This window comes from Streptomyces sp. NBC_00210, from assembly GCF_045160975.1.
In the GTDB taxonomy this organism is placed as follows: domain Bacteria; phylum Actinomycetota; class Actinomycetes; order Streptomycetales; family Streptomycetaceae; genus Streptomyces.
Genome location: NZ_CP108120.1, coordinates 931228 through 958029, shown reverse-complemented (window position 1 = coordinate 958029; position 26802 = coordinate 931228). Strand labels below are relative to the sequence as shown.

Below are 26802 nucleotides of genomic sequence, written 5' to 3'. Positions count from 1 at the left end.
CTACACCCGCCTGGCGTGCACCAGGAGGATGGAGGCCAGGGATGGTGTGGCACAGGCGGCGCGGTCCACCAGGCGCAGGGGGCGCGGGACACCGTGGAAGGGCGCGCCCGCCAGGGTGACCACCTCGAAGCCCGCCGCGGTGAGGAATTCCCGTAGAGCGCGGGCGGTGAACAGGCGTAGATGCCCCACCACTTGGGATCCCGGGCGGCCGTGAATGCCGCGCAGGCTGACCTCCGAGAACACGGGCTGCACCCCGAAGGCGAGCAGCACCCGGTTGTGCCAGGCGGCCAGGTTCGGGGTGGAAAGCATCAGATGGCCGCCCGGTTTGAGGATGCGGCGCAGTTCGTCCATGGCACTGTCGGGATCCACCAGATGCTCGATCACCTCGCTGAAGAGCACGGCATCGGCGCTCGCGTCGGCCAACGGCAGGCCGCCCGAGGTCAGTTCACCCCGCACGACATGGTTCATCCGGGTCGCGGCCCGGCGCAGCGCGTCCTGGGACCAGTCGATACCGACGATCCGGTGATCGCCAAGCAGTGGACCCGCGGTGGCCGCCGCGGTGCCGTCGCCGCAGCCGACGTCGACGACGAGGGCGGACTCGGGGGGCAGTACCCGGGCCAGCATCACTGCCTGGCGGCGGCTGCGCTCGTCTCCGGAGGCGACGGGGACTGCCGGGTTCTCGTAGAACTCGCGCAGTCCCGCGGGGAGAGTTCCCGTCATGGCCTGTCCCCTCCTGAAACGGCCGGCAGAGCCGCCATGGCGGCCAGACCGTCCGTGAAGAAGTCGCAAAGCCGCTGCCCTGCCGCGTCGTCGAGCAGAGCGCGCGACCAGCGCAGCGCCAGATGCAGCCGTCCTCCCGTGCTGGCGGTGGTCACGGTCAGCCCGCGCGGCATCGACGCGGGAGCCGAGAACCAGACGGCCTCCGCCCGGCCCGCCTCCGCGAAGTCCAGCGGGTACGGAATGCGGCCGATGTTGCTGAGCAGCGTCGTCGAGGTCCAGGGAGCGGCAGCCCACCGAATGCCACGGGTCAGGGCGGCCCGCATACCGACGGGCAGGGCGGGCGCGGTGAGGAGGGTGGCGGCATGGCCGAGTTGAGGGCGGGGTGCCGACTTCAGGGCGCGCGTGCGCTCCGCGGTGCGGTGCAGCAGGGCGGCGAGACCCTCGGGGCCGGGCTCCGGCGCGCACTCCTGCGCCCCGAACCCGACTTCCACGAGGCGGGTGCCGTTTCCGATGGGCATGTCGGCGCCGCGGGGCCGGTCGTCGACGGGCATGGTGATGCGCATCGGGCGGGGCGGGGCATCGTGCAGCCGGTTCCAGCGGGCGATCATCAGGCAGGTGGCGACGAGGAGTTGGTCGTTGACGGTGTAGCCGGCCCCGGCAGGCCGGCGAGGCACCGGCAGATCGGCGAGCAGCAGGCCGTTTCCGCCGGCTCCCCGGACATCGGTCGCCGGGGCCACACGTGCGGGCCTGGTCGGCCCGCCCGCGCGGCCGGGCGGCGGAGGCCCCGGCCGCCCCGTCGAGCCGACGGGATTGCGTACGGGGGCGGTGGGACGGACGGCGTCGCCGCCGTACAACTCGGCGGCCGTGGCCAGTACGCGCAGACAGGCGGGCCCGTCCAGGGCGGTGTGGTTGAGCGTCAACAGCAGCACACAGGAGCTGCCCGTCGACGACGGCCGGACCACCTCCAGCCGGACGGGTGGGGAAAGGGACAGCGGCGGAGCCTCGGCCAGCGCTCTGGCCCTGGCCCGCTCCAGAGCACCGGGCCCCGGTGCCGGGAAGCCGACCGGATCCACGTCCGGGATGGCCGTCAGCTCCCATTCGTAGCGCCGTCGGTACCAGGGGCCGGGTGCCTCGCGCACCAGAATCCGCGGGTGCCGGAGCAAGGCCTCGCCGAACGCGGCCCGAAGCCGCTGCGGATCCGGCTGCCGGGGCAGGTGCACCTCTATGTGTACGGTCTCGGGCTCCTCCTCGCGCAGACAGTGCCGGGAGATCTCGTCGACGACCGGGAACGGAATCCGGCCCGGAGCAGGCTCGGGCGGCCGCCCGGGCCGGGCGGGTTGCAGGGCGGTCATCTCGGCGGAGCCTCCCTCGGGTTGAGCGGTGCGCTGCCCGGCGGATCGGCGTGGGGCGGTGCGTTGCCGGGTGGTTCAGCGTGAGGCGGTGCGTTGCCCGGTGGTTCAGCGTGGGGCGCAGGGCCCGGAACGGGGCGCCCGGCAGGGCCGTTTGCCGACCGCACTCGCTGAGGCAGGGGCTGCGGGCCCGGTGCCGCGGAGCCAGGCGTCGCCCGTACCCGCCGGTCCACGGTGACCACGGCCGCGCACAGCGCGATGAGCGCCAGCAGTTGGGCCGTCGGGCTGAACGCGCCCTGACCGGCGGAGACCGGATCGCCCGCCCCGGTCGCGGTCGTGATCCCGGCGCCGGCCATCGCCACCAGTGCGATCGGCACCAGCAGCGCATGCCGCAGGCGGGCAACTACCGCAAGCGCGGGGACGATCAGAGCGAAGGGACCCGCCACGACCGCGACCACGAGAGTCAGTGCGACGCAGCCCAGAACCCATCCGGGCGCCGGTGGGGCCGTCGCCGCGGAGGCCGGAGTTGCGCCCCGGCGGCGTATGAGTGCGAGAGCCGCCAGCAGCGCCAGCGCCACCGCGCCGCCGATCATCCCGACGTCGTAGAGCAGCACGGGTTCGTACTCGAGTTCCACCGTGCCGCCCGCGCCCGCGGGGATCAGCCAGGCCTGCTGCCAGCCGTCGATTCGCAACGGGATGAGCTTCTTGCCGTTCAGCGTGGCTTTCCAGCCGTCGTTGGCGTTCTCGTACATCTGGAGGTACCCGGCCTCGCCCCCGCCGACGGTGACGGACCGCCGGTCGCCGCGCCAGTCGGTTGCGGTCGCCGCACGCTGTTGGCTCACGGCGGACGCCTGGGTCTCGCCGCGGGTCAGTGTGATGTCGGTGAGCGCGAGGGGACCTTCGTCGCCCGCCTCCACCTGGTGCAGCCCGGGGCCCAGCGGCAGGGTGCTGTCCGGTGCCCGGCAGAGCGTGACCTCGACGGGCCGGCGCTCGGTCAGATCGCGCACCGTTCCCGACGCGCTCGTCGCGTGCAGCGTGCCGTCGACGGCGACGGGCGGACCCTCGCCGCACGGCACGGAGAACCTTGAGCGCGAGTCCGGCTGCGGTGTGCGCAGGTCGGCGAGTGCCGGAACGTACACCTCGCTGAGTCCGACCGGCAATTGCATCGGGTTGTCGGCAACGGGGTTGTGGACGGTCAGTGGCGCGGCCCGGCTGATGGTGATGTCGAGCCGGTCCGTGGTGATCGGCTCGAAGCGGGCCAGGCCGTTCTCGTCGACGGCGGCCGTCACGGCGCCGTTCGGGGCGCTGATCAGTATCTGCTCGGGCCGGGTGGAGAGTCCGCCCGCGGCCGCGAGGACGATCTCGTCGATGGTCTTCCGGCCGGGCCAGCGCAGATGAATGACCGGCCGGTCGCCGGCTATCCACGCGGTGGTCAGGTCCTCGTCCACGAGATTGCGCGGGCTGAGGCCGTTTCCGAGCCGGCTGGTCGAGTCGGCGGTCGCCGTGATCCGCCGCCCCTGCCGCGGATCGGCGCCCGTGACGAGCCGGTCCAGCGCCTCGCCCGGCACCGGCAGCGCCTTGGCCGTGATCGCGAAATCTCCGCCCCGGCCGACGCCGAACCGGCGGTGCAGGCCCTCCTCGGCCGAGACTGGCGAGAGGCCGCCCGGGTCGCTGCCGCGATGGAGCGAGAAGACCTCGCCCCGGGCCTCGTTGTCGTGCGCGTCGGTGGGAAGCCGGAGCAGCCGGGTGACCTGGACACCGGGGACCGAGACCTCGCTGAAGCCCGCGCCGCCCAGTCCGGCCTTGGGGGACTGGGCCGCCAGGACGGTGATCTTCAGCCACTTGGCCTGCCCCGCGGGTGCCTTGACCGGCTGCGGGACTCCGTTCGGTGCCAGCGGGCTGTCCTCGAAGCCCTGGTCGGTCTCGACCCGTACGAGTGTGGGGGCGGCCCGCATTCCGTCGCCGGGCAGCGGGGTGAGCTGCAGCGAGGCGGGGATGCCGGTGGGCGAGGAGAAGCCGATTCGGAGCCACTGGCCCGCGGCGTTTCCCGCACTGCCCTCGGCCCACGCGGTCCCCGGGTTCCCGTCCAGGGCGTTCACCGGGTCGTACTGCGGCAGGTGGAACAGCCAGTTGCCGCTGCTGGAGGCGGTCACCGAGGCGGCGCCCCGCAGGACGGCTGTCGTCTGGTGCCCGGTGCCCTTCGTCGGCAGGATCTGCCGCGGTTGCCCGCCCGGGTCCTGCAGGCTCCCGGTGGGGTTCCGTTCGTCCGCGGTGTATGTGTACGAGGTGTTGCTGTTGACCAGTCCGAAGCGGGTGTCGGCGCGGCGCAGCCCGTCCGCGACGTACTGCGCGGCGGGTGTGCCGAGCCCGGGGTGGTTGTCCCCGGTGAGCACGGTGGGCCTGTCCCGCAGGCGCGGATCGGCGGACAGCTGCAGCAGCGCTTCGGGGCCGCCGCTGACCACCGCGGTGTCGGCGACCGCCTGCAGGCCGACCTGTCCTGGCCGCCGGGTGTTGCCGGTGGGCTCGTAGATCTCGACGGCCTGCATCCGCGGGAAGATGCCCTGGACCTGCAACGGTGTGCCGCTGGGGATCCGGCCGCCGGTGAGTACCGGATTGAATCCGGCGACCCGCCGGTACCCGGAGGCTTCCAGGGTGCGCTTCACGGTGATCGGCGGGACGTATCCGATCTGGTCCGGGTCGAGGTCGTTGCGTACGACGACGAAGTAGAGGCCGGCGCGTGACAAGTAGTCGCGCAGGCCGGGCACTTCACTGCCGCTCATGAGGGCCTGCTCCACCGCGTCCATCGCACGGCGCGAGCCGGGCGTCCCGAAGGGCACGAAGTCGCGCTGCGCCCAGCGGGAGTCGCCGAGCACGTCGAAGGGCTGGTCGATGGGAGAGCCCCAGGTGTAGAGGCCGTGGGCGGTGGCGGGGACGACGAGGGCGCGGCTGTCGGGGGAGTTGTTCTCCAGCCAGTGGGCGGCCTGCGTCCACTGGCCGGGCAGCTTCTTGAAGGCGCCGGGCTGCAGGATCGTCCCGTTCACATATGGCCAGGCCAGGCCCGGCAGGACCAGGAGCGCGGCGATGAGGGGGGCGTAACGCCGGGCGGGGAAGGGCCGGGCCCCGCGGCTCTCGCTCGCCGTCGACACCAGGTGCATCAGCCCGAAGGCGAGCGCGAGAGCGAGCCCGGGCTGGAACTTGTAGACGCTCCTGAAGGGCCGCAGCGTTCCGTTCAGCCAGTCGCGGACCGGATCGTGGAAGGGAGCGCCGAGGGAACCGCCGTATCCGGCCAGCGCGATCAGGACGACGGCCAGCACGGTGAGCAACAGCCAGCGGCGCTCGGGCAGATCGCGCCGGGCCAGGCCCGCGAGCCCCAGGGCGGCGGCGAACGCCGAGCCGAGGATCGTGACCGACGCGGTCGCCACGGTCCAGCCGGCGGGCAGCCAGGCCTCGCCGAAGTGGAGGTAGGCGACCCAGTTGCCGGCGCCACGCAGCAGTTCGGTGGCCGACATCGTGCCGGTGGTGGTGTCGGCCTGTTCGACGTAGGGCATGAAGTCGTTGCCGTAGACGCCGAGCAGCAGCAACGGGACCACCCACCAGGCGGTGGCGAGCACCACACCGGAAATCCACCAGGCGATCAGGGCGCGCTTGCGGGGACCTGCCGGGCGGCTGAGCAGATAGAGCCCCACGGGCAGCAGCGCGGCGAGCGTCGATGCCGCGTTGACCCCGCCCATGAACGGGATCAGCAGCGCGGACGTGGCCGCGGCCACCCGTGGGCTGCGGGTGCCGGTGAGCGGCAGCAGCACCCAGGGAAGCAGTGCGCCCGGGAGCGCGGCCGCCGATGTGGAGCCGACGACGATGGTGAAGGTGGGCCACAACGCGTAGCCGACGGCGCCCAGCAGCCGGGTCCGTGCGCTGCCGATGTCCAGGCGCTCGGCAAGCCGCAGGGCGCCCCAGAACGCGGTGGCCACGATCAGCGAGAGCCACAGCCGCTCGGCCAGCCACACCGGAATGCACCCGAGGTCGGTGAGTGCGTAGTACGGGAGGGTCGGGAAGGCGTATCCGGCGTACTGGTTGGAGAGCCCGCCGAATCCGGCGCGGCTCTGCCACAGCTCCCCGAGGTCGCCGATGAACTTCCATGGGTCGGCGACCACCCCGAGCTTGGTCTCGAAGGTCATCCTGCCCGGTGACACGGAGAGGAACGCGACGAAGACCGCGGCCCAGAAGGCCAGCAGCCACGATCTGCGGCGTGGCCCGCCGGCCGGCGGCGGGGGTGGCGGCGCGGTGGGCCGGGGCCGGCCGGGCCGGCTCGGGGGGAGGGTCAACGTCGTCTCAGCCACGGGTGGCTCGCAGTGGGCTGTTCATCGCTGATGCCGTTTCTGTTCGGCGCCGGAGGATGAGGAGGAGGTTCCAGGTGGCGATCTCGCGCAGGCCCGGAACGCGGGTGACAGCCTGCGCGAGGAACGGCCAGTACCGCGAGCGGGCCGTTACGAGGGACACGTCCTCGCGGGCGCGTACCTGACGCAGGGTCGGACCGATGTGGATCGCGAAGAGGTTCTCGCCGAGGGCGTGCTTGGCGGGGCGCCCGGTCCGTCTCAGGTACCGGCGGCGGGCGCGGTCCGCGCCCAGGTAGTGCCAGGGCGCCCATTCGTGACCGCCCCAGGGGGAGAGCCAGTTGGTGAACGAGACGTAGATCAGCCCGCCCGGCCGGGTGACGCGGATCAGTTCGCTGAGGAAGGTCTGCGGGTCGGCGACGTGTTCCAGCACGTTGGAGGAGAAGCAGATGTCGGCGACGCCGTCGGCCAGGGGCAGCAGATAGCCGTCGGCGACCACCGAGCCCGCGGGGACGGTGCCCCGCGCGCCCAGTTCCCGCAGATCGGGCTCGAAGAGGTAGCTGCGTGCTCCACGCCGCCGGAACTCCTCGGTGAAGTGGCCGCGTCCGCCGCCCACGTCCACCACCAGCCGGTCGTGCAGGGGCATCTGCCGCTCGAGCTGCTCGGCCGCGTCATGGGCGAGCAGGGTGTAACACCGCTCCGGGTCGGTCTGCTCGCCCAGGAACGCCCGGAAGAGAGCGAGGGACCTGCGGATGGAGGGGTCCTTCACAGCCGAATCACCTCCACTGCAGCGTGGCCTCCGTGTCCGCCGCCCGGACGGCCTCCGAGGCAGCCGCCCGGAACTGCCGGACCGTGGCGCCCCAGCGAAAGTGCGCGGCCCGCTGCCCGGCCGCCCGGCCGAGCGCCTCGCGCCGCTCGGGGCTGAGCGCCAGCGCGCACCAGGCCGCGGCGAACGAGCTCTCGCCGCGGGCCAGTACGCCGGTGACGCCGTCGTCGATCGAGTCTCTGAGTCCGGGCACGTCGAAGCCGATGGCGGGCGTGTACCGGGCCGCGGCCTCGGTCACCACCAGCCCCCAGCCCTCGACGAGCGAGGGGTGCAGCAGCACCCAGGCCGCGCACAGCAGCCGGTGTTTCTCCGCCTCCGAGACCCGCCCGGTGAAGGTGACGCCGGGCCCGGCGAGGGCTTCCAGCCCGGCCCGTTCCGGCCCGTCACCGACGATGACCAGCCGACCGCCGGTGACCGGTCTGACCCTCTCCCACAGACGCAGCAGCAGCTCGATCCGCTTGTACTCGACGAGGCGCCCCACGGCGAGGAACAGCGGCTCGGCAGATGTGGGAGCGAGCGGGCCCGGCTCCTCGACACCGTTGTGGACGAGCCGGATCCGCTCGCGCGGGACGCCGAGGCACTCGAGCGCGTCGGCCGTGGAAGGTGAGACGGCGACCAGCAGGTTGCCGCTGTGGGCACGGGTCAGTGCCCAGCGCTCGAGCCTTTTGCCCAGCCGGGCGGCGGGGCCGGGGAAACGCTCGGTCCAGATGTCGGTGTGGACATGGTTGACCAGGCAGAGTGTCGGTCCGCGGTGCCACAGCGGGGCGAGGTACGGCATGCCGTTGCACACCTCGACGAGCAGGTCGCAGCCACCGACCTGCCGTTCGAAGGCGCGGCGTGCGCGCAGGAAGTGTCCGGCGTCCCCGCCGGCCGAGACCACGCGGTAGTCGCGCAGGGCGGCGGGACCGCCGCACAGGAGCGTGACCTGGTGTCCATGAGTGGTGAGCCCGTCGGCGATGCGGTCGATGAGCAGTTCGGAGCCGCCGGCGGCCGGGTTGCCGAGGTCGCGGCGGGCGAGGAAGACAATCCGGCGGGGATGCGGGGGAGGGCCGGAAGGAGGGTCGTGCTGGGGGGACTTCGGCAGGTGGTGGGGGAGTGGCGCGCGCAAGGTGGGGGGTACGTGCTGGGGCATTCGAGCTCCAACTCGCCTCGGAGTGCGGGATGTCGGGGGATGGCGGTTGTGCGCGAGCGGTCTGCGGCGGGGTGGGTTGGTAGTGTCCGTCCCGCTGTTCGATGCCGCTACTCACGGTGGTGACAAATTTGGCCTGCTTTGAAGCTGACGCTCCATCACATTGTGCGCATTACGAGGGATTTGGGCGTTCCCTACCGCGCACGACGAGTACGAGACCCACGGCCGCCAGCACGAGTCCGGCCGCTCCCGCACCGATCGGCGCGGTGACACCCAGCGCCCGCAGTTGGCCGCTGTCCGACTTCGCGAGCGCCACCGTCTCGCGCTGAGTGTCCGCGGTGAACTCCAGCCCCGCGCTGTCCAGCAGGACCACCTTCGCCTCATCGGCACCGGGAGCGCGCAGCGTCTTGCGGGGTGCGATCCTCGCGTTCATGATGCGGCCGGTCCGCCGGTCGACGACGAGCTCGATGCCCTTGTTGGCGTACCACTCCTCGGCATGCACCTGGCTCTGCTTGGGCAGGCCGAGCAGCCGGCCCGGTATCTGGCGGGTGCCGGTCCGGGTGTCCTTCACGGATCCGGTGAACCGGTAACCCTCGTAGCCCGCGACCTTCTTGGTGCCCTTGAACTCCAACCGGACAGTGGCTCCGAGCGTGTTGTCCCACCAGAGGTAACCGCGCTTTTGCACGTTGAAGGGGAACTTGAGATAGGCCTCGCCCTGAAACTGCGGCGTCTCCCCGCAGCAGTGCACCGGAGCGTTGGTCCGGCGGTCGGTCACCCAGCGCTCCAGCGTCCACTGGTAGGACCTGCGCGGGTCGCGCAAGGCCAGCGTGTCCGGCGTGTCGATGGCCGTGGACACATCCCACACCGCCCGCCCGCTGCGCTCGCTCGCGGCTACATCGCCCAGCACGCGCCGGGTGATGGTGATCGGTTTGTCCCTGACGGGTCTGAGGTTCTTCGTGTCGAAATATTCGCCGGTGCCGGTTAACACCGTGGTGACATCGACATCGGTCGGGGTGCGTTCGGCGCGCGGTTCCACGTACCGGGCGAGCAGCCCAGCCAGTACGAGCAGAAAGACGCCGACACCCAACAGGACCAGCGACAACGGCGAAGCGGTACGACGCATTCGGGCACTCCCTGGGAGCGAGGACGGGTTCAGGTTGGTGCGCGTCTGTACGGCCCGGGACCGTATGCGTCCTCTTGACGGAGTGTCAATGACACTCGCAGACTGAGCAATCGCCGAGCCGGAGCCGTGGGGCGGGGTGCCTTCCGACCGAAAGGCTCGCTGAACCATGCACAGACTGATCGCCGCCGTGCTGACCACCATGGCCGCCGCCGCCCTCGCCGTGGGGGCAGCCTTCGGCATCGTTGCCGCCCTGAACGCCACACCCGAGCAGCCCAACGTGCCTCTCGTCTCCTTCGAGACGGGGCGGCCGACAGCATCCCCGCAGCCGTAGCCGACCAGCAGCGAGGGAGGAACCCATGCCCGTGCGCACGGCGTGGCGGGACGTACCCCGCCTGCGGGCACGCAGATTCGCATCGCTGGCCATGGCCGAGGTGCCCGCACTCGCCCAGGTCATCCTGGTCGAGATCCGCAAGGAGTTCCCCGGCCTGCCGCTCGTCGTCGACGACTCGGGCGAGCCCATGGCGCTGATCGGCATCCGCCGGGCGCTGGAGGACTTCGTGGAGCACCTCGTGGTGGAGGATGACCGGCCGCACGGGCCTCAGCTCGAGGTCTTCCAGGAGTTCGGCCGCGGCGAAGTGATGCAGGGCCGCAGCCTGGACTCGCTCCAGGCCATCTACCGGCTCGGCGTGCGGCTTGCCTGGCGTCGCCTCGCCGAGATCGGTCAGCAGGTCGAGATCCCGCCGCCCGCCATGTACGAGCTGGTGGAGTCGGGATTCGAATTTCTCGACGGGCTCGTCGCACAGTCCGTACGCGGCTACGTCGAAGCCGCCGCCCGCCAGGCCGGCGAACGGCTGCGGCTGCAGCGGCGGTTGATCAGCCTGATGCTCAGCGAGCACCGCACGGACCCCACCGACGCCCTCGCCGAACATGCCGAGCGCATCGGCTGGCCGCTGCCCGAACAGGTCGCGGTCGCGGTACTGCTGCGACCGGCACCGGAGTCCGTCGCACCCGCCGTCGGCCAGGACGTGCTGCTGGACATGGAGTACGAGCAGCCGCGCATGGTCGTCCCCGAGCCGTACGCAGCCGGCCGGCCGGAACTCCTGGGGCGCGCGATGACGGGCTGGTCCGGCGCGATGGGACCGCCGGTGCCGCTCGCCGAGGCCGCCAAGTCGCTGCACTGGGCCGGTGCCGCCGTACGCCTGATGGAACGCGGGCTGCTCCCGACCGGTCAGGTCCTGCAGTGCACGGAGCACACCGAGGCACTGGTCCTGCTGCCGCCCGAGGAGCTGATCGAGGATCTGGCCCGTCGCTGCCTGGCGCCGCTCGACCAGTGCGCCCCCGCGCACAGCCGGCGACTCGTCGAGACGCTGCTCGCCTGGCTGGAGACGCGTGGTGGCGCCCCTGAGGTCGCGGCACGACTCGGCGTCCATCCGCAGACCGTGCGCTACCGATTACGTCAGATCCGCGAACTGCTGGGCGAGGAGGTGGACGATCCGGACCGGCGCTTCAAGCTGGAGCTGGTGTTACGGGCCCGCCGCCTGCGCGATGCGGGGGTGGCCCGTTACGGGTGAACCTGCGTGGCGGTGGAGGGTGACGCGGAGCGGGAGTGCTGCGCCGGCCGCTCGGGACCGCTCTCATTGCTGCGGAAAGGACGGAGCCGCCGGGGCCGGTCCCAGGGTCGTCGTGCCGGGAGCTGCCCGGTGGCCCAGTCCCGTGCGGTACGCGTCGAGGGCGGCCTCGGTCCGGCCGCTGCGGCGCAGCAGGTCGCCCAGCAGACGGCACAGGTCGGCGAGGTCACCGCTGGCCCCGCTGCGCTCCAGCAGGGCCAGCGCCAGGACGTAGTGCTCCTCGGCGGCCTCCACCTCTCCCCGCTCCTCGGCGATCAGCCCGAGCAGCCGGTGCGCGCCGCCCGCGTGCACCGCGCCGTGCCGGTCGCCGAGTTCCAGTAGCGCCGAGAGCAGTTCGGCCGCCTCGTCGTGCCGCCCGAGCCGCCGCAGCACATCGGCCAGCTCCACCTCCACCTGGGCGGTGTAGAGCACGGCGCGCTTGGCGGCCAGCATGTCCCGGGCGGTGCGCAACTCCTTCTCCGCAAGCGTGAGGTCGCCGTTCTGTGCCTGGACGTAACCGCGCATCCAGTGGCAGTGCGCGAGATCGGTCCGCAGCCTCAGCTGCCGGTAGATCGTCTGCGCCTTGGCGAGTGAGGCGTCGGCGTCGGCCGTGCGCCCTTCGGCGAGGAACGTACGCGCCACCTGCCGGTGCATGCTCGCCACCAGCGCCGGGTCGTTGACCTGCGGCGCCAGGGCCAGGGCGAGTTCGGCGGCGTGCGCCGCGCGGGCGTGGGCGCCCATGTCGATGTACGGGCCGATGACGGCGGCGTACAGCAGTACCAGCGCCTCGGGGTCGGCCAGGCCGCTCGCGCCGAGTTCGTCGATGGTGGACTCGAGGAGATAGCAGGCGTAGCGCAGCTCTCCGGCCAGGAGGTGCGCGATGGCGCGGCCCCGGATCGCGCGGGCGCGGCGGGGCAGTGGTTCACCGGCCAGTAGCCGCTCCGCCGCCTCGAAGTGACGTCCGGCATTGGCCAGTTCGCCGGTCTCCAGAGCGCAGTCGCCGAGTCCGAGCAGCGCCTCGGCCTGCTCGGGAGTGAGGTCGAGGTGTTCCGCGTCGGTGAGGAGCCGGCGGTAGCTGACGGCAGCCTCGTCGGCGGCGCCGGTGGCGAGCTGCTGCTGGGCGTCGGTGAGGGCGAGCCGCAGCTCGGTGGCCAGATGGGCGGGGCGTCCGGTGGACAGCTCCTCGAACGACGTGCCGAGCCGCTCCGCGAGGAAGCGCAGCGCGGTCTCGGAGGGCCGGACCTTGCCGGACTCCAGTGTCGAGACGTACGCGGGCGTGTACGAAGGCTCGGCCAACTGCCGCTGTGTCAGCCCGCGTTGGTTACGCAGTTGCTGCACCCGGCGACCGATTTCGGCCGGTTCATCCATGGGACCCCCAGGTTCTTGAACTCCCCAGTATTCAGGGGCGTCAGGGATTGCGCACGTCCTGTTCCACCCCCTAGTTTAAGCCTCCAGTTCATCGCACTTACTCGCTCACTTAACTTTCGTATCTTCGCATCAGGGGGAGGACTTCATGCGTTCAGCACGGCGCAGAGTTATCGCGGCGGTCGGCGTGGCCGCTGCGCTCGCGGCCGCACTGGCCACCGCACCCGGCAGCGCGGCCGCGGATCCGGCACCACCCAGCGGGGCCGGGGTCGAGGTCGAGATACCCGGCCCGGAACACGGCACAGCCGCCGGATCCGGCCATACGCACGTACCGCAGAAGGGCCGGGACCGGACACCCTCCCGGCTCTCGGCGGCCGAGGAGGACGCCGACGGCGAGGTCACCAAGCTGATAGACAACGGCTCCACCGCCGACCGGCTGGACATCGTCGTCGTCGGGGACGGCTACACCGCCGCCGAGCTGGACCAGTTCCACATCGACGCCAAGGAGAAATGGGCCGAGGTGGCGGCCGTCGAGCCGTACACGACCTACCAGAACCTCTTCAACGTCTGGACGGTCGACGCGGTGTCGAACCAGTCCGGCGTCTCCGGCGACCCCGGGAAGGACGTCGTCCGGGACACCGCCCTGGGCTCGTATTTCTGGTGCGACGACACCGAGCGGCTGCTGTGCATCGACCAGGCCAAGGTCGACGGGTACGTGGCGAAGGCGCCGGAGGCCGACTTGGTGCTCGTGCTCGCCAACAGTGCCAAGTACGGCGGTGCGGGTTACAACGAGCCGAGCGCGACCCTCGGCTACGAGGGCATCTCGACCGCCTCGGCGGGCAACGACAAGTCCGGCCAGGTCGCCATCCACGAGACGGGCCACTCGTTGGGCAAGCTCGCCGATGAGTACTTCTACCCCGGCTACCCGGGCTACGAGCAGTACACGGGCGCCGAGCCGGACACTTCCAATATCTCCACGCTGGCCGCCGGGGACATGTCCGGGCAGCGCGCCAAGTGGTACCGCTGGCTCGGCGAGGAGTCGCCGGACGGCGGCACGGTCGGCACGTACGAAGGCGGGGGCTACTACGTCAAGGGGCTGAACCGGCCCACCGACAGTTCCCTGATGCGTGTCCTCGGCAAGCCCTTCAACCTGCCCGGTGTCGAGGCGATGATCGCCGGCTTCTACCGCCATGCGAAGATCGTCACCCCCGTCACCCCCACGGAACGCTCCCTCCGGCTGCGCGACACCGCGAAGGCCGCCGTACCCCGGCTGACCGGCGTGGACGGGCGTCAGCTCAGGATCCGCTGGTATCTGGACGGCAGGGAGTTGAAGCGCTTCGCGGGCCGTACCCAGGTGCGGGTGTCGGACCTGGCGCTGCGGCTGATCGATCAGCGCCCGCACACGTTGTCGGTCACCGCGCAGGACCGTACGCCCTCGGTGCGGGACCCGAAGATCGCCGCGACGCTGAAGTCCTCCACGAGCTGGAAGATCCGGCTCTGACACCACCCGCAGGATCCGGAGACCGCACCGCCCAAAGGTGCGGTTTCCGCTGTTGCGCGGGCCCGGTAGCAGGCGGATTCTGGACGTGATGAAAGCGGGCCGGTGGGGCGCCATGAGCGCAGGGAAGGCGGCTGGGAACGGCGATTTCCGTGGCCCCCTGGACGTGACCAGGGCGGCCACGATTGTGCTGGACAGCCGCGGCACCGTCATTGGCTGGAGTCCCGCTGCACAGCGCCTGCTCGGCTACCGGCCGCACGAGATCATCGGGCAGCCGCTGAGCACATTTCTGAAGCCCGCGACCGCGACCGAGTCCGCGACCGCGCCCGCACCCGTCGATCGTTCGGCCCTGCCGATCGTCTCGCCGTTGGAGGAGGGTGACGAATGCGTCGCCGTCCACCGGAACGGCCACCGCCTGCTGCTCGTCACCGCGGTCTGTCCGCTGTCCGACGAGGGAGTGGCCGAACGTGTCCTCGTGGCGGCGGAGCGCGAAGGGCTCATCGAGTGGGAGTCCCAGCTGGCCATGCTGCACGGTCTGGCCACCCAGTCGCCCGTCGGCCTCGCGATCCATGACACTGAGCTCCACCTGACCTGGTGCAACGCGGCATACGAAGAGGAGATCGGGCTTCCGTTCGCCGCGTTCCGCGGCAAGCGGGGCGATGAGCTGTACCCCGAGGGCAGATTCGTGACGCCCGGGTATCCGGAGACACTCGATGCGGTCATCCGGCACGTACTGGAGACCGGCGAGCCGTTCCTCGACCTGCACTTCCGCGGACAGCAGCCCAGCGACCCGGGGCCGGATCACCTGTGGTCCTGCTCCTATTACCGGCTGCAGGATTCCGACGGCTATGTCTTCGGCGTGTGCGAGGACGCCTTCGACATCACCGAGCGCTACCAGGCCCAGCAGCAGCTGAACCTGCTCGTCGAGGCGGGCCGTCAGGTCGGCACCACGTTGGACGTCGTCATCACGACGGAGGAGCTGGCCGGGGTGGCGGTCCCCGAGTTCGCCGACGCTGTCGAGGTCGACATCGCCGCCGCGGTACTGGAAGGGGAGCTGCCGGACGCCGCCGGCGTGGCGGGGACGCAACTGATCCGCACCGCCTCCCGCTCGGCGCCTGCCGACGGCACCGCCTCGACCCCTGCCGACGGCACACCGGCGGCCGTGGAGCAGCTGGTTCGTCCGCCGGGCCCGGTGACGTACCCGACCGGCTCGCCCCAGCTCCGCAGCCTCGCCTCGGGCGGGCTCGTCCTGGACGAAAACACCCTGGTCGTGCCGTTGCGAGCCGGTGGCAACGCCCTGGGGCTCGTCACTTTCGTACGCCGCAGCGGGCCCGGCATCTTCGACAGCGGTGCCGTCGCCCTGGCGGACGAGCTGGTCACCAGGGCAGCAGTGTGCATCGACAACGCCCGCCGCTTCACCCGCGAACGCGCCGCGGCCCTCGCCCTCCAGCGCCAGCTGCTCCCACAGCACCTGCCGCCGAACTCGGCGGTCGATCTGGCCCATCGCTACCTACCCACCGACGACCTGACCGGTGTGGGCGGAGACTGGTTCGACGCCATCCCGCTGTCCGGAACGCGCGTCGGACTGGTGGTCGGCGACGTGGTCGGCCACGGGCTGCATGCCGCGGCCACCATGGGCCGGTTGCGTACCACCGTACGGGCGCTCGCCCCCTTGGACATACCTCCCGACGATCTTCTCAAGCGGCTCGACGACCTGGTGGGGCAGTCCGCTCAGGACTCGGCGGACGTCCGTGACACATCCGCCGACAGCGACGACGTGGCCACCGGAGCGACCTGCCTCTACGTGGTCTACGACCCGGTGTCGCGGCGCTGCACCATGGCCCGCGCGGGCCACCTGCCGCCCGCGGTCGTCCACCCCGACGGCCGTGTCACCTTCCCGGATCTGCCGGCCGGCCCGCCACTGGGGCTGGGCGGGCTGCCGTTCGAGTCCATCGAGATGGAACTGCCGGTGGGCAGCCTGGTGGTGCTCTTCACGGACGGTCTGGTGGAGTCGCGCGACCGGGACATCGACGAGGGGATGGAAATCCTGGGGAGGGTCCTCGCCGACAACCACGGGTCCCTGGAGGACCTGTGCGATCGAGTCGTCTCGGAACTGCTGCCGGCCGGCACGACCACCGATGACACGGCACTGCTGCTGGTGCGCACCCGTGAGCTCGACGCCCACCGGGTCGCCGCCTGGGACCTGCCGGCCGAACCGGTCTCGGTCGGCCGTGCCCGGGAGCTGGTCGCCGACCGGCTGCGCGACTGGGGGCTCGAGGAACTGGTGTTCTCCACCGAGCTGATCGTCAGCGAGTTGGTCACCAACGCCGTCAGGTATGCCGAAGGCCCGCTGTACCTGCGGCTCATTCACGACCGCACGCTCGTGTGCGAGGTCGCGGACACCGGCCACACATCCCCGCACCTGCGCCACAGCGCGGACGACGACGAAGGCGGGCGAGGTCTGTTCATCGTGGCCCAGCTCGTCCAGCGATGGGGGACGCGCTACAGCCGCTCGGGCAAGACCATCTGGACGGAACAGGCGCTGCCCGGGCCGGACGACCGAACGGCCATGCTCGCCTGAGCCGGGCAGGAGTGCGCGGTCGCTCCCAGGCGTGCCTGCCCGCGGGTATCGGAGCACCCTGGAGTTATGGTCCGAGCCAACGAGGAGGTCGAAGCGCTGCTCCAGGAGTACGCCGACCTCATCGCGATCAGCGGCGGGGACGCCTTCAAGGCACGTGCCTACGAGAAGGCCGCCCGTGCCATCGGCGGCTACCACGCGGACGTCTCGAAGCTCGATGCCAAGGGCCTGCGGGAGATCCCCAACGTCGGCAAGTCGATCGCCGACAAGATCGTCGAATACCTGAGCTCCGGCCAGATCTCCACCATCGAGGAGACGAGGACGTCGATCCCCGCGGGCGTCCGCGAGCTGATCGCGATCCCCACACTCGGGCCCAAGAAGGCGATGGTCCTCTACGAAGAGCTGAACATCTCCTCCGTCGACCAGTTGCTGGACGCCATCCACGAGGAGCGGTTGCGCGACCTGAAGGGCTTCGGTGAGAAGACCGAGGAGAACATACTCCACGGCATCTCCCTGATGCAGAAGGCCGGCGACGGCCGGATCCTGATCGGCGCCGCCATGGACGTCGCCGAGCAGATCGTCGCCGAGCTGTCCGGGATCCCCGGATGTGAACGGTGCACCTACGCGGGCTCGCTGCGCCGCATGAGGGAGACGATCGGGGACATCGACATCCTGGTGGCGGCGGAAGAGTCGGCGCCGTTCATGGCGGCGCTCGGCGGCTTTTCGCACACGGCCGAGGTCGTCGCGCACGGGGAGAAGAAGACGTCCATCCGTACCACCAAGGGCCTCCAGGTGGATCTACGGGTCCTGCCACCCGTTTCCTGGGGAGCAGGACTGCAGTACTTCACCGGTTCCAAGGCGCACAACATCCGCACCCGCGAGATGGCGGTGCGCAGCAAGCTCAAGCTGTCCGAGTACGGGCTCTTCGACGCCGAGAGCGGGAGGACGATCGCCTCGGAGACGGAGGAGGAGATCTACGCCCGGCTCGGCCTGCCGTGGATCCCGCCGCCCCTGCGAGAGGACCGGGGCGAGATCGCGGCCGCACTGCGCGGCGAACTCCCCGCCATCCTGGCCGACGGTGACATCAAAGGTGACCTGCACACCCACACCGACCTCACCGACGGCCTCGCCTCCTTGGAGGACATGGTCGCGGCCGCTGCCGCCCGCGGCTATGCGTACTACGCCATCACCGACCACGCGCCGAACCTGTACATGCAGCGTATGACGGACGAGAAGATCCTCGCGCAGCGTGAGCGCGTACGGGAACTCGACCGGAGCCACCGCGGGATGCGGCTGTTGCACGGCACGGAACTCAACATCGGCCCGGAGGGCGACGTCGACTGGCCCGACGACTTCCTGAAGGGCTTCGACCTGTGCGTGGCCTCCGTGCACTCACACTTCAACCAGAGCCGGCAGGCCCTGACCCGCCGCATGGTGCGCGCCTGCGAGAACCCGTACGTTGCCGTCATCGGCCATCCGACCACCCGGCTGATCGGCAAGCGGCCCGGCATCGACGCCGACTTCGACGCGGTCTTCGAAGCATGCGCACGAACGGGGACCGCCCTGGAGATCAACGCGCATCCGGAGCGCCTGGACCTGAGCGACGAAGACATCCTGCGGGCGAAACGGTACGGCGTGAAGTTCGCGGTGAACTCCGACGCGCACTCCATCACGCATCTGCCCTATATGCGTTACGGGGTTGGCACGGCCCAGCGTGGATGGCTGACGAAGGACGAGGTCATCAACACCTGGCCGCTGACGAAGCTGCGCCGATTCCTGCGCAAAGGACGCGCTCGGGCGTAGGAATCATGAGTGCCGCGGGTGAACTGGCCGTGGGGCACCGAGCGTGGGCAGGTCCGCCGGACGGCGGCGGTGCCACGCCTCGTAAGCTGACCCGCTATGAACACCAGGGGGGCCGACAGACGGCTCATCGACGGCCGTTTCGAGCTGCTGGACAGGCTCGGCAGTGGCGGCATGGGTACCGTGTGGCGGGCTCGCGACATTGTGCTGCACCGTGAAGTGGCGCTGAAGGAGGTGCGCCCCGCGGATCCGGCGATGCAGGATGCGGACCCCGCCCGCGCGCGCATGCTGAGCGAACGCGTACTCCGCGAGGCCCGGGCGCTCGCGCGCCTCGCCCACCCGCAAGTGGTCACCATCCACCACATCGTGGAAAGCGCCGACAGCCCCTATCCGTGGATCGTCATGGAGCTGGTCCGCGGGCATTCCCTGCACGACCGGCTCGGCCAGGGCCCGTTGGCCGTCCCCGAGGCGCTGACGGTCGGCCGGGGTGTGCTGGCCGCCCTCCGGGCCGCCCACGCCGAGGGCATCCAGCACCGGGATGTGAAGCCCGCCAACGTCCTGCTCCGACCGGACGGCAGCCCCGTCCTGACGGACTTCGGCATCGCTGCGTTGCGCGAGTCCACCAGCCTGACGGCTACGGGCGACCTCATCGGCTCGCCCGAGTACATCGCCCCCGAGCGCATCCGCGGCGAGGAGGGCAACCCGGCCTCCGACCTGTGGTCCCTCGGCATGCTCCTCTACGTCGCACTGGAGGGGGGACATCCCCTGCGGCGCGCCACGAGCATGTCGACGCTGGTCGCGGTCCTCGACGACCCGATTCCCGCGCCGGTGCGGTCCGGAGCGCTCACCCCCGTACTGAACGCCCTGCTTGTACGAGATGTGGCAGCGCGTCCCGACGCGGCGCAGGTGGAGCGGATGCTCGCCGAAGCCGGCAGCGATGCCCTCCGCCGGCCGCCTGCGCCACCGGCCGTGGCGCCGTCCGTACCGCAGGCCACAGCGCCGGTGCAGCCGGTGCAGTCCGGTCCGTACGGCTCCTACGGCCCGCCTCCCTCGGACATCGGCCGGCCCGGCTTCGGCCCTCCGCTGCCCGTCGGCACCGTTCCCGATGCGCTTGGCCGGCCGCCGCGGAAACCGTGGAGGAGGACGGCGGTCGCGGTGAGCGCCGCCGCTGCGATCACCGCGGTGTCGGTGATCGTGCTGAACGTCATTCCTGACCAGCATGGTTCGGCGGGGGCGAAGGCGAAGCCGAAGGCCACGTCCACATCCACCAGCGGTGCCAGGGGCGGCGCGACCGGCACCCCGCAGCCGGACAAGGTCTCGCTGCCGCCGTCCAAGGAGACCAAGAACCTGCTCACACCTGCCGGGGTGCGGGACGCGATCAAGGCGTTGAAAGCCAAGACGCGGACCACGAAGTTCTTCGAGTTCACCGTGTACAAGGACTATGCGATCGCCGAAGTTCCGGTCCAGGGCAGCCGGAAGAAGTACGACCGCTACGTTTTCCGCAACGGCTACGCTGCGAGCGAGGGCCCGGGTGGCACGGTCTTCGACTCCGATTCGGGTCCGATCGATGTCAGCAAGGTCAATTGGGACACTCTTCCCGCGCTCATCAAGAAGGCCGACCAGGAACTCGGTATCTCCCGTCCGACGATGCGTTACGTCATCGTTCGCGGCCCGGTTTTCGAGGCGGTGCCGACAGTGAACGTGTATCTCATTGATGAATACAGCTCGTCGGGGTATCTCGCCGCGGACTTCAGCGGTTCGGTGCTGAACAAGGTGGCCGCCGAGAACTGACCGCCGGCCGACTTCCTGATGGGGCCGCAGGCTGCGGTCCACGTGCACCCGTCCTCGAGCCCGCTGTCGATCACAGCCGGCGCGAGCCCGATGGCGGCCGCAGCCGGTGCGGAAGCGGCGGGTCTGGACGTTGTCGACGTGCGGCAGGAAGCGCTCCGGATGGAGTTCCACGACATCGCGGCGGTGGTCCACTTCCTCCGCAAGGTGATCTGGACAGTCCCGGGCTTTACGGTCGATGCCTACCGCGACCGTCTGGCCGAGCTCCATGTCTTCATGGAGCGCCACGGACCGTTCGTGGCCTACTCGCAGCGCTTTCTCATCGAGGCCCGGAAGACCGGCTAGCCACGGAGGACCCGTCCGTACGGCGCAGCACGCCCGGTACTCAGGCACCTGATTGCCGCAGCCCGTATCCGGCCCCGGCGCGTCGCCGCGATTGATTCCGTGCGCCGGGGGTTACCCATGTACCGCGAACCGGCACAAACGGGACGCATGGGAACAGGATCGTCGGGAGAGTGGTGCATGCCCCTTCGAAGGCGCAAGGCACGGTTGAAGGCAAGGGCCGAGGATGCGGCCGTCCGCGGGTTCACGGCGGTGGACGGCCGGCTGCCCGTCGCCGAGCTGGCCAGGCAGTTGCTGCGCAAGGCCTTCCCCGACCATTGGTCCTTCCTGCTCGGTGAAGTGGCCCTGTACTCCTTCGTGGTGCTCATCCTGACCGGCATCTATCTCACGCTCTTCTTCGACCCGAGCATGGTGGAGACCGTGTACACCGGCCCCTATGAACCACTGGTGGGCCAGCGGATGACGCAGGCCTACACCACCACCCTCACCATCAGCTTCGCCGTGCGCGGAGGCCTGCTGATCCGTCAGATCCACCACTGGGCGGCGCTGGTCTTCCTCGCCGCCATCGCCGTCCATATGCTGCGGATCCTGTTCACCGGTGCTTTCCGCAAGCCGCGGGAGGGCAACTGGATCGTGGGCGTATCGCTGTTTCTCCTCGCGCTCCTGGAAGGCTTCGCGGGCTACTCCCTGCCCGACGATCTGTTGTCCGGAACCGGTCTCAGGACAGCGGCCACGATCGTGGGGTCCATCCCGCTCGTCGGTACGAACCTGGAGATGGCGATCTTCGGCGGACAGTTCCCGGGCATGGTCATCATCCCCCGCCTGTACATCGTCCACGTCCTGCTCGTTCCCGGCCTCCTCGTGGCCCTGATCGCCGCTCACCTCTTCCTGATCGTGTATCTCAAACACACTCACTGGGCCGCTCAGGGCAAGACCAACAAGAACGCCGTCGGCCAGCCGATGTTCCCTCAGTTCACCGCGAAGACCACCGGGTTCTTCCTCATCGTCTTCGGCGTCCTGACACTTATGGGCGGGCTCGCGCAGATCAACCCCGTGTGGAACTACGGCCCCTACCGCGGCGACCAGGTCTCCGGTGACGCACAGCCGGACTGGTACGTCGGTTTCCTGGAGGGCGCGATGCGGCTGATGCCGCCCTGGGAGACCAACATCGCGGGACACACGATCATGTGGAATGTCTTCATTCCCGCGGTGGCGCTGCCCGGCGTCGTGTTCACGATCCTGTTTCTCTACCCCTTCTTCGAGAAGTGGGTGACGGGCGACCGCAGCGAACACCATCTGTGCGACCGGCCACGCAACCGTCCGGCCCGCACGGGACTCGGCGTGGCGGCCGTCGTTTTCTACGCCGTGCTGCTGGCGGCGGGGGGCAACGACGTCCTGGCCTTCTCCTTCCGTGTGTCCGTCAACACCATGACCTGGATCCTCCGGATCTCACTCGTTCTCGCTCCGCTGCTTGCCTTCGCCGTGACCAAGCGCCTCTGTCTCGCTCTTCAGGTGCGTGACCGACGACTGCTGACCGAGGGGGAGGAGAGCGGTCAGGTGACTCAGTCGCCTTACGGCGAACTCGGGGAGAGCCATCGCGACCTCGATCCGGCCGCCCGCTACCGCCTCTTGATGCGAGAGGTCCCCAAGCCCCTGGAACTGCCCGAAGTGGGCCCACTCCCGCGTCGGCGGCGCCTGAGGGCCGCGCTGAGCAGCTGGTATTACGGCGACCGCGTCGATCTGCCTGCCACGGACGAGCAGCGGTCCGTCATCGCCGAGCGAACGGCGCCACCGGAGCCGGTCGGCGACCGTCAGGAGTGAGACCCTGGCTTTCCCGTACCGGGCGGAACCCTCCATCCCGGCCAGGCGAACTGGAACACCATTCCGCACACTCCCGCCAGCGCCATACCCAACCCGATCAGAAAGAGCCACAGTCCGAAGACCGTTCCGAGTGCGAGTACGGCCGCACCGGCCGCGATCTGCACCGGCCAGGCGCTGTGCGGAGGAAAGAAGTCCACCAGCCCAGCCCGTTCGCGTACGTCTCCCTCCTTGCGGTCCTCGGGGCGGAGACCTTTGCGGCGGTAGTTCATGGCGAAGACGAAGGCAACGAGCGACGCCATGAGGAAGGCGACGGTGAGCGCCGCCGTGCCGGCCGGATCCTTGGACCATACGGCGTAGAGAACATCGGTCAGCAGAAAGAACGCCGCGACCCCGGCGAAGAGGATGGCCTCGGTCTTCATGCGCTCGCGTCCCCCAGGGTGTCCGTAGCCGGTGGGGTGCCACCCCGGTCGATGGATGGTTTCTCCGTCACGGCGGGGTGGTTCAGGTCGAATACCGGGGAGTCGGATCGTACGCGCGGCAGAGCCCGGAAATTGTGACGCGGTGGCGGGCAGGAAGTCGCCCACTCCAGCGACCGGCCAAAGCCCCAGGGGTCATCCACCTCGACCCTGGGCGCGTACCGATGGGTGCGCCACACGTTGTACAGGAACGGCAGCGTGGACAGGCCCAGCAGAAACGAGCCGATGGAGGAGATGGTGTTGAGGAGGGTGAAGCCGTCGGCCGCCAGGTAGTCGGCATAGCGTCGCGGCATTCCGCTCTCTCCCAGCCAGTGCTGGACCAGGAAGGTGGTCTGGAAGCCGGTGAACAGGGTCCAGAAGTGGATCTTCCCGAGCCGCTCGTCGAGCATGCGCCCCGTCCATTTGGGCCACCAGAAGTAGAACCCGGCGAACATCGCGAAGACCACCGTGCCGAAGAGCACGTAGTGGAGGTGGGCCACGATGAAGTACGAGTCGGTGAGGTGGAAGTCCAACGGGGGTGAGGCGATCAGCACTCCGCTGAGGCCGCCGAGCAGGAAAGTGACGAGGAATCCCATCGACCAGAGCATCGGCGTCTCGAACGAGAGGCTGCCCTTCCACATGGTGCCGATCCAGTTGAAGAACTTGACCCCCGTGGGCACGGCGATGATGAACGACATGGCCGCGAAGAACGGCAGCAGCACGGCTCCCGTGGCGAACATGTGATGGGCCCACACGACCGCCGAGAGCATGGTGATGGCGATCGTGGCACCGACCATGCCGACGTATCCGAACATGGGTTTTCGGCTGAACACGGGGATGATCTCGCTCACCACACCGAAGAACGGCAACGCGACGATATAGACCTCCGGGTGGCCGAAGAACCAGAACATGTGCTGCCACAGCAACGCCCCGCCGTTGGCCGAGTCGAAGACAAGGGCCCCGAACTTCCGGTCGGCCTCGAGAACGAGCAGTGTGGCGGTGAGCACCGGGAAGGCCAGCAACGCCAGGATGGACGTGAAGAGCACGTTCCAGGTGAAGATCGGCATGCGGAACATCGTCATCCCGGGCGCGCGCAGACAGACGATGGTCGCGACGAAATTGACGGCTCCCAGTGTCGTACTGAGCCCGGAGAGCACCAGGCCCATGGTCCACAGGTCACCGCCGGGGCCCGGCGAGAACACGGCACTGTTCAGCGGGGCATAGGCGAACCAGCCGAAGGCTGCCGCGCCGCCCGGGACGACGAATCCGGACACGACGATCAGCCCGCCGAAGAGAAAGAGCCAGTAGGTCAGCGCGTTGAGGCGGGGGAAAGCGACGTCGGGTGAGCCGATCTGCAGCGGCATGACTGCGTTCGCGAACCCGGCGAACATCGGCGTGGCGAACAACAGCATCATGATCGTGCCGTGCACGGTGAACAGCTGGTTGTACTGCGCGGCGCTGACGATCTGCAGGCCGGGGCGGGCCAGCTCCGCCCGCATCAGCATGGCCAGCAGCCCGGCCAGCAGAAAGAATCCGAACGCGGTGACCATGTAGAGGTTGCCGATGACCTTGTGATCCGTGGTCGTCAGCCAGCCCATGAGCCGGACGCCCGCACTGATCCTTCGGTTGGTGACTGGCTCTGCCGACGTGGCTTCCTGCTGGTCCTGCGACATCGATTCCCCGTCCGCCCTGGTACGGCAACTTCCGGCTTCGGCATCGATGGTGGAGCCTCGGATCACGGATGGCGTGTACGACTGGCGGAGGAAGCCCCGAATTTCGTCAGTTCACCGGCTCGGATGAGACATTTCGCGATATACCGGCAGTCATCCAGATCCGTGCCGGAGATATCCGATTCGTGGCCGGAACGTGATGCTCAAGTTTTCCTCAGATGTAATGACGCCGAGCGGATTGTGTCCTTACTGTCCTCCCATTCGAGGAGGCGCCGTGGAGTTCTCCGGCACCCCCGCGCAGCGAGCGCACCGAGGGCTGCCTGTTGAAGATCTTGTACAACTGACACGCGACGCCCCCTGGCGATGCCCTTGGCTCCCCATGCCGCCGAATCTGTTGAATCTGCTGAACCAAAGGACGTCCCACCATGAAGCCGCACAAGTCCGCCACGGCCGCGGCGATCGCTGTTCTTGCGATCGCCCTCACTGCAACCGCCTGTGGTGGCACGTCCGACAACGCCGATGGCAAGCCCACCGGCGGTGTGGACGGCGTGGCTCGGCCGTCACTGCCCACGTACAAGGTCGCCACCAACGTCAAGATCGACTCCCCGACCCTGCGGAAGGCCCAGAAGGCCGGCAAGCTCGTCATCGGCGCCAAGAACGACCAGCCGTTCCTCGGCTTCGAGGAGGGGGGCGGCAAGCGGTCCGGCTTCGACATCGAGATCGCGAAGATGATCGCCGCCGACCTCGGCTTCTCGCCCGACATGATCGAGTTCAAGACGGTCGACACCAGCGTCCGCGAGAGCACCATCGCCCGGGGCGAGGTCGACCTGTACGTCGGCACGTACACGATGAACGACGAGCGCAAGAAGAAGGTCGGGTTCGCCGGTCCGTACTTCATCGCGGGCGCCGACCTCCTGGTCCGCAAGGGCGAAAGGACGATCGGGGGGCCGTACTCGCTGCAGGGCAAGACGGTCTGCTCGGTCAAGGGCTCGACCGCGCTCCGGGAGATCCAGAAGCCCGACTACAACACCAAGACCGTCGCGACGGCCAAGTACACGGAGTGCGTACAGAAACTGCTCGACGAGAAGGTCGATGCCGTCACCACCGACGACGCCATCCTCATGGGATACGCCGCCCAGCGCCCGGGGAAGCTGAAGGTCGTCGGCCAGCGGTTCACCGAGGAGCCCTACGGCATCGGCATGAACAGGGATGACAAGGCCCTGCGTGAGGCGGTGGCGGACGCCATCGAGGCGCACGACGTGAACGGCGACTACCGGGCGGCATTCAACGCGACGCTCGGTCTGTCCGGTTCCAAGTACTGGGGACCGCCGATGGTCGAGCGCTACTGACACGACGCACGCGCCGCGCCCCCAACAGGGAACTCCGGCTGCGGTGCCCTCGCGCCAACCCCCGTTGCACAACCGCGTGTTGGGAAGATCGGCGATCGGCCCACCCGGTCGTGGATCGGGGGTAATCTCACCCCGACGGAGCTGGGCAGCCCGCACGTATGCGGGAGAGGCGGAGAGCGCGCTGTGGTGAGTGACAATCGGTCCGAGGCAGCCTCGATACCCTTCGATGTGCCGACCTCGGCACGAGCCTACGGCTGGATGCTGGGTGGCAAGGACAACTACGACATCGACCGGAGCTTCCTCCTGTCCACGTTGCCGAGCTTCCCCGAGTGCGTGGACATCGCCCGGCAGAACCGCCAGTTCCTCTTCCGCGCGGTGCGCTACCTGACGCAGGAGGCGGGAATCCGTCAGATCCTCGACATGGGCTGCGGACTGCCGACCGACAACAATGTCCACCAGGTCGCCCAGCGCTTCGCCCCGGACGCCCGCGTCGTCTATGTCGACATCGACCCGATCGTGCTCGCACACGGCCGGGCGCTGCTGGCCGACGACGAGTCCACCACCGTCATCACGGCTGACATGCGCGACCAGCAGTCCGTGCTCGACCACCCCGAAGTGCGTCGACTGATCGATTTCCGCGAGCCGGTCGCGGTGCTGTTCCTGTCGGTGGTCCACCACCTTCTGGACGCCGACGATCCCCGCCGGATCCTGCGCACTGTTATCGACCGAGCGGCACCGGGCAGCTACCTGGGCCTTTCCCAGGTCGTCGCCGACGATCCGGCCAGGGGCGCCGAGATGTCCACGCACATCTCGGGCAGTGGTATCCCCTGGCAGACCCGCACCCCGGCCGAGTTCGACGCCTTTCTCGACGGGCTGGAGCCGGTGGAGCCCGGCCTGGTCAATCTGGCTGCCTGGCGCCCGGACCCCGACCAGCCACCACTCGCCCCGGTGCAGCAGCCCCTGGCCCCGTACCTGGGCGCCACCGAGAACAACAAGAGCATCTACGAGTACGGCGGGGTACTGCGCAAGCCCTGACGGTGCGGCAGTCCGT

Annotated in this window: 18 protein-coding genes and 1 pseudogene; 10 read left to right on the top strand and 9 right to left on the bottom strand. The window is 69.7% G+C overall.

The features are described 5' to 3' along the window. From OG729_RS04270 to OG729_RS04245, 6 genes are all read right to left on the bottom strand, one after another. A complete protein-coding gene (locus OG729_RS04270) occupies positions 1-720 on the bottom strand; it encodes a class I SAM-dependent methyltransferase (RefSeq protein ID WP_405804377.1) in 720 nt (239 codons plus the stop codon). Beyond that, positions 717-2072, bottom strand: a complete 1356-nt coding sequence (locus OG729_RS04265; protein ID WP_405804375.1) for a condensation protein — start codon at positions 2070-2072, stop codon at positions 717-719. Before OG729_RS04265 ends, OG729_RS04270 begins: the two co-directional genes overlap by 4 nt. Continuing rightward, positions 2069-6406, bottom strand: coding sequence for an alpha-(1->3)-arabinofuranosyltransferase family protein (locus OG729_RS04260; RefSeq protein ID WP_405804374.1), 4338 nt, complete (start codon positions 6404-6406; stop codon positions 2069-2071). The genes OG729_RS04265 and OG729_RS04260 overlap by 4 nt, the downstream gene beginning before the upstream one ends. Continuing rightward, positions 6399-7169 carry a class I SAM-dependent methyltransferase gene (locus OG729_RS04255; protein ID WP_404727230.1) on the bottom strand — a complete coding sequence of 257 codons (771 nt, stop codon included), beginning with the start codon at positions 7167-7169 and terminating at the stop codon, positions 6399-6401. The genes OG729_RS04260 and OG729_RS04255 overlap by 8 nt, the downstream gene beginning before the upstream one ends. Positions 7170-7176: 7 nt before the next feature. Next, entirely contained in the window at positions 7177-8358 is a 1182-nt protein-coding gene (locus OG729_RS04250; protein WP_405804372.1) for a glycosyltransferase family 4 protein, read from the bottom strand. A gap of 169 nt (positions 8359-8527) precedes the next feature. Continuing rightward, positions 8528-9478 (bottom strand): DUF3068 domain-containing protein, encoded by a 951-nt coding sequence (locus tag OG729_RS04245; RefSeq protein WP_405804371.1) that lies wholly within the window; start codon positions 9476-9478, stop codon positions 8528-8530. A gap of 166 nt (positions 9479-9644) precedes the next feature. Between OG729_RS04245 and OG729_RS04240 the strand changes: the two genes are divergently transcribed. Together OG729_RS04240 and OG729_RS04235 are read left to right on the top strand one after the other, a co-directional pair. Further along, positions 9645-9809, top strand: coding sequence for a hypothetical protein (locus OG729_RS04240; RefSeq protein WP_360865470.1), 165 nt, complete (start codon positions 9645-9647; stop codon positions 9807-9809). A 25-nt stretch (positions 9810-9834) separates the two neighbouring features. Then, positions 9835-11049: a PucR family transcriptional regulator gene (locus OG729_RS04235; protein WP_405804369.1), complete on the top strand. Its 1215-nt coding sequence runs from the start codon at positions 9835-9837 to the stop codon at positions 11047-11049. Positions 11050-11112: 63 nt separating this feature from the next. Here OG729_RS04235 and OG729_RS04230 read toward each other — a convergent pair whose 3' ends face one another. Further along, positions 11113-12453 carry a tetratricopeptide repeat protein gene (locus OG729_RS04230; protein WP_405804367.1) on the bottom strand — a complete coding sequence of 447 codons (1341 nt, stop codon included), beginning with the start codon at positions 12451-12453 and terminating at the stop codon, positions 11113-11115. Between the two features lie 145 nt (positions 12454-12598). On the opposite strand from OG729_RS04230, the gene OG729_RS04225 reads away from it, so the two are divergent. The 6 genes and pseudogenes from OG729_RS04225 (at position 12599) to OG729_RS04200 (ending at position 22277) form a co-directional block, all read left to right on the top strand. Further along, positions 12599-13951 (top strand): M64 family metallopeptidase, encoded by a 1353-nt coding sequence (locus OG729_RS04225; RefSeq protein ID WP_405804365.1) that lies wholly within the window; start codon positions 12599-12601, stop codon positions 13949-13951. A gap of 112 nt (positions 13952-14063) precedes the next feature. Further along, positions 14064-16529 carry a SpoIIE family protein phosphatase gene (locus OG729_RS04220; RefSeq protein WP_405804363.1) on the top strand — a complete coding sequence of 822 codons (2466 nt, stop codon included), beginning with the start codon at positions 14064-14066 and terminating at the stop codon, positions 16527-16529. Positions 16530-16595: 66 nt separating this feature from the next. Continuing rightward, positions 16596-18329 carry a DNA polymerase/3'-5' exonuclease PolX gene (gene polX, locus OG729_RS04215; protein ID WP_405804361.1) on the top strand — a complete coding sequence of 578 codons (1734 nt, stop codon included), beginning with the start codon at positions 16596-16598 and terminating at the stop codon, positions 18327-18329. 96 nt (positions 18330-18425) lie between these two features. Continuing rightward, positions 18426-20117, top strand: a complete 1692-nt coding sequence (locus OG729_RS04210; RefSeq protein WP_405804359.1) for a serine/threonine-protein kinase — start codon at positions 18426-18428, stop codon at positions 20115-20117. A 9-nt stretch (positions 20118-20126) separates the two neighbouring features. Beyond that, positions 20127-20459 (top strand): annotated as a pseudogene (locus tag OG729_RS04205) (SAM-dependent methyltransferase); the annotation flags it as partial. Positions 20460-20636: 177 nt separating this feature from the next. After that, on the top strand, positions 20637-22277 hold the full coding sequence (locus tag OG729_RS04200) for a cytochrome bc complex cytochrome b subunit (protein WP_405804358.1): 1641 nt from the start codon (positions 20637-20639) through the stop codon (positions 22275-22277). Here OG729_RS04200 and OG729_RS04195 read toward each other — a convergent pair. Continuing rightward, positions 22268-22696, bottom strand: a complete 429-nt coding sequence (locus OG729_RS04195; protein WP_405804356.1) for a cytochrome c oxidase subunit 4 — start codon at positions 22694-22696, stop codon at positions 22268-22270. The genes OG729_RS04200 and OG729_RS04195 overlap by 10 nt on opposite strands. After that, a complete protein-coding gene (ctaD, locus tag OG729_RS04190; protein WP_360865443.1) occupies positions 22693-24405 on the bottom strand; it encodes a cytochrome c oxidase subunit I in 1713 nt (570 codons plus the stop codon). The genes OG729_RS04195 and ctaD overlap by 4 nt, the downstream gene beginning before the upstream one ends. Before the next feature lie 422 nt (positions 24406-24827). On the opposite strand from ctaD, the gene OG729_RS04185 reads away from it, so the two are divergent. Then, positions 24828-25751, top strand: a complete 924-nt coding sequence (locus OG729_RS04185; RefSeq protein ID WP_405804353.1) for a glutamate ABC transporter substrate-binding protein — start codon at positions 24828-24830, stop codon at positions 25749-25751. Between the two features lie 186 nt (positions 25752-25937). Beyond that, positions 25938-26786, top strand: a complete 849-nt coding sequence (locus tag OG729_RS04180; RefSeq protein ID WP_405804352.1) for an SAM-dependent methyltransferase — start codon at positions 25938-25940, stop codon at positions 26784-26786. The last annotated feature ends 16 nt before the right edge of the window (positions 26787-26802 follow it).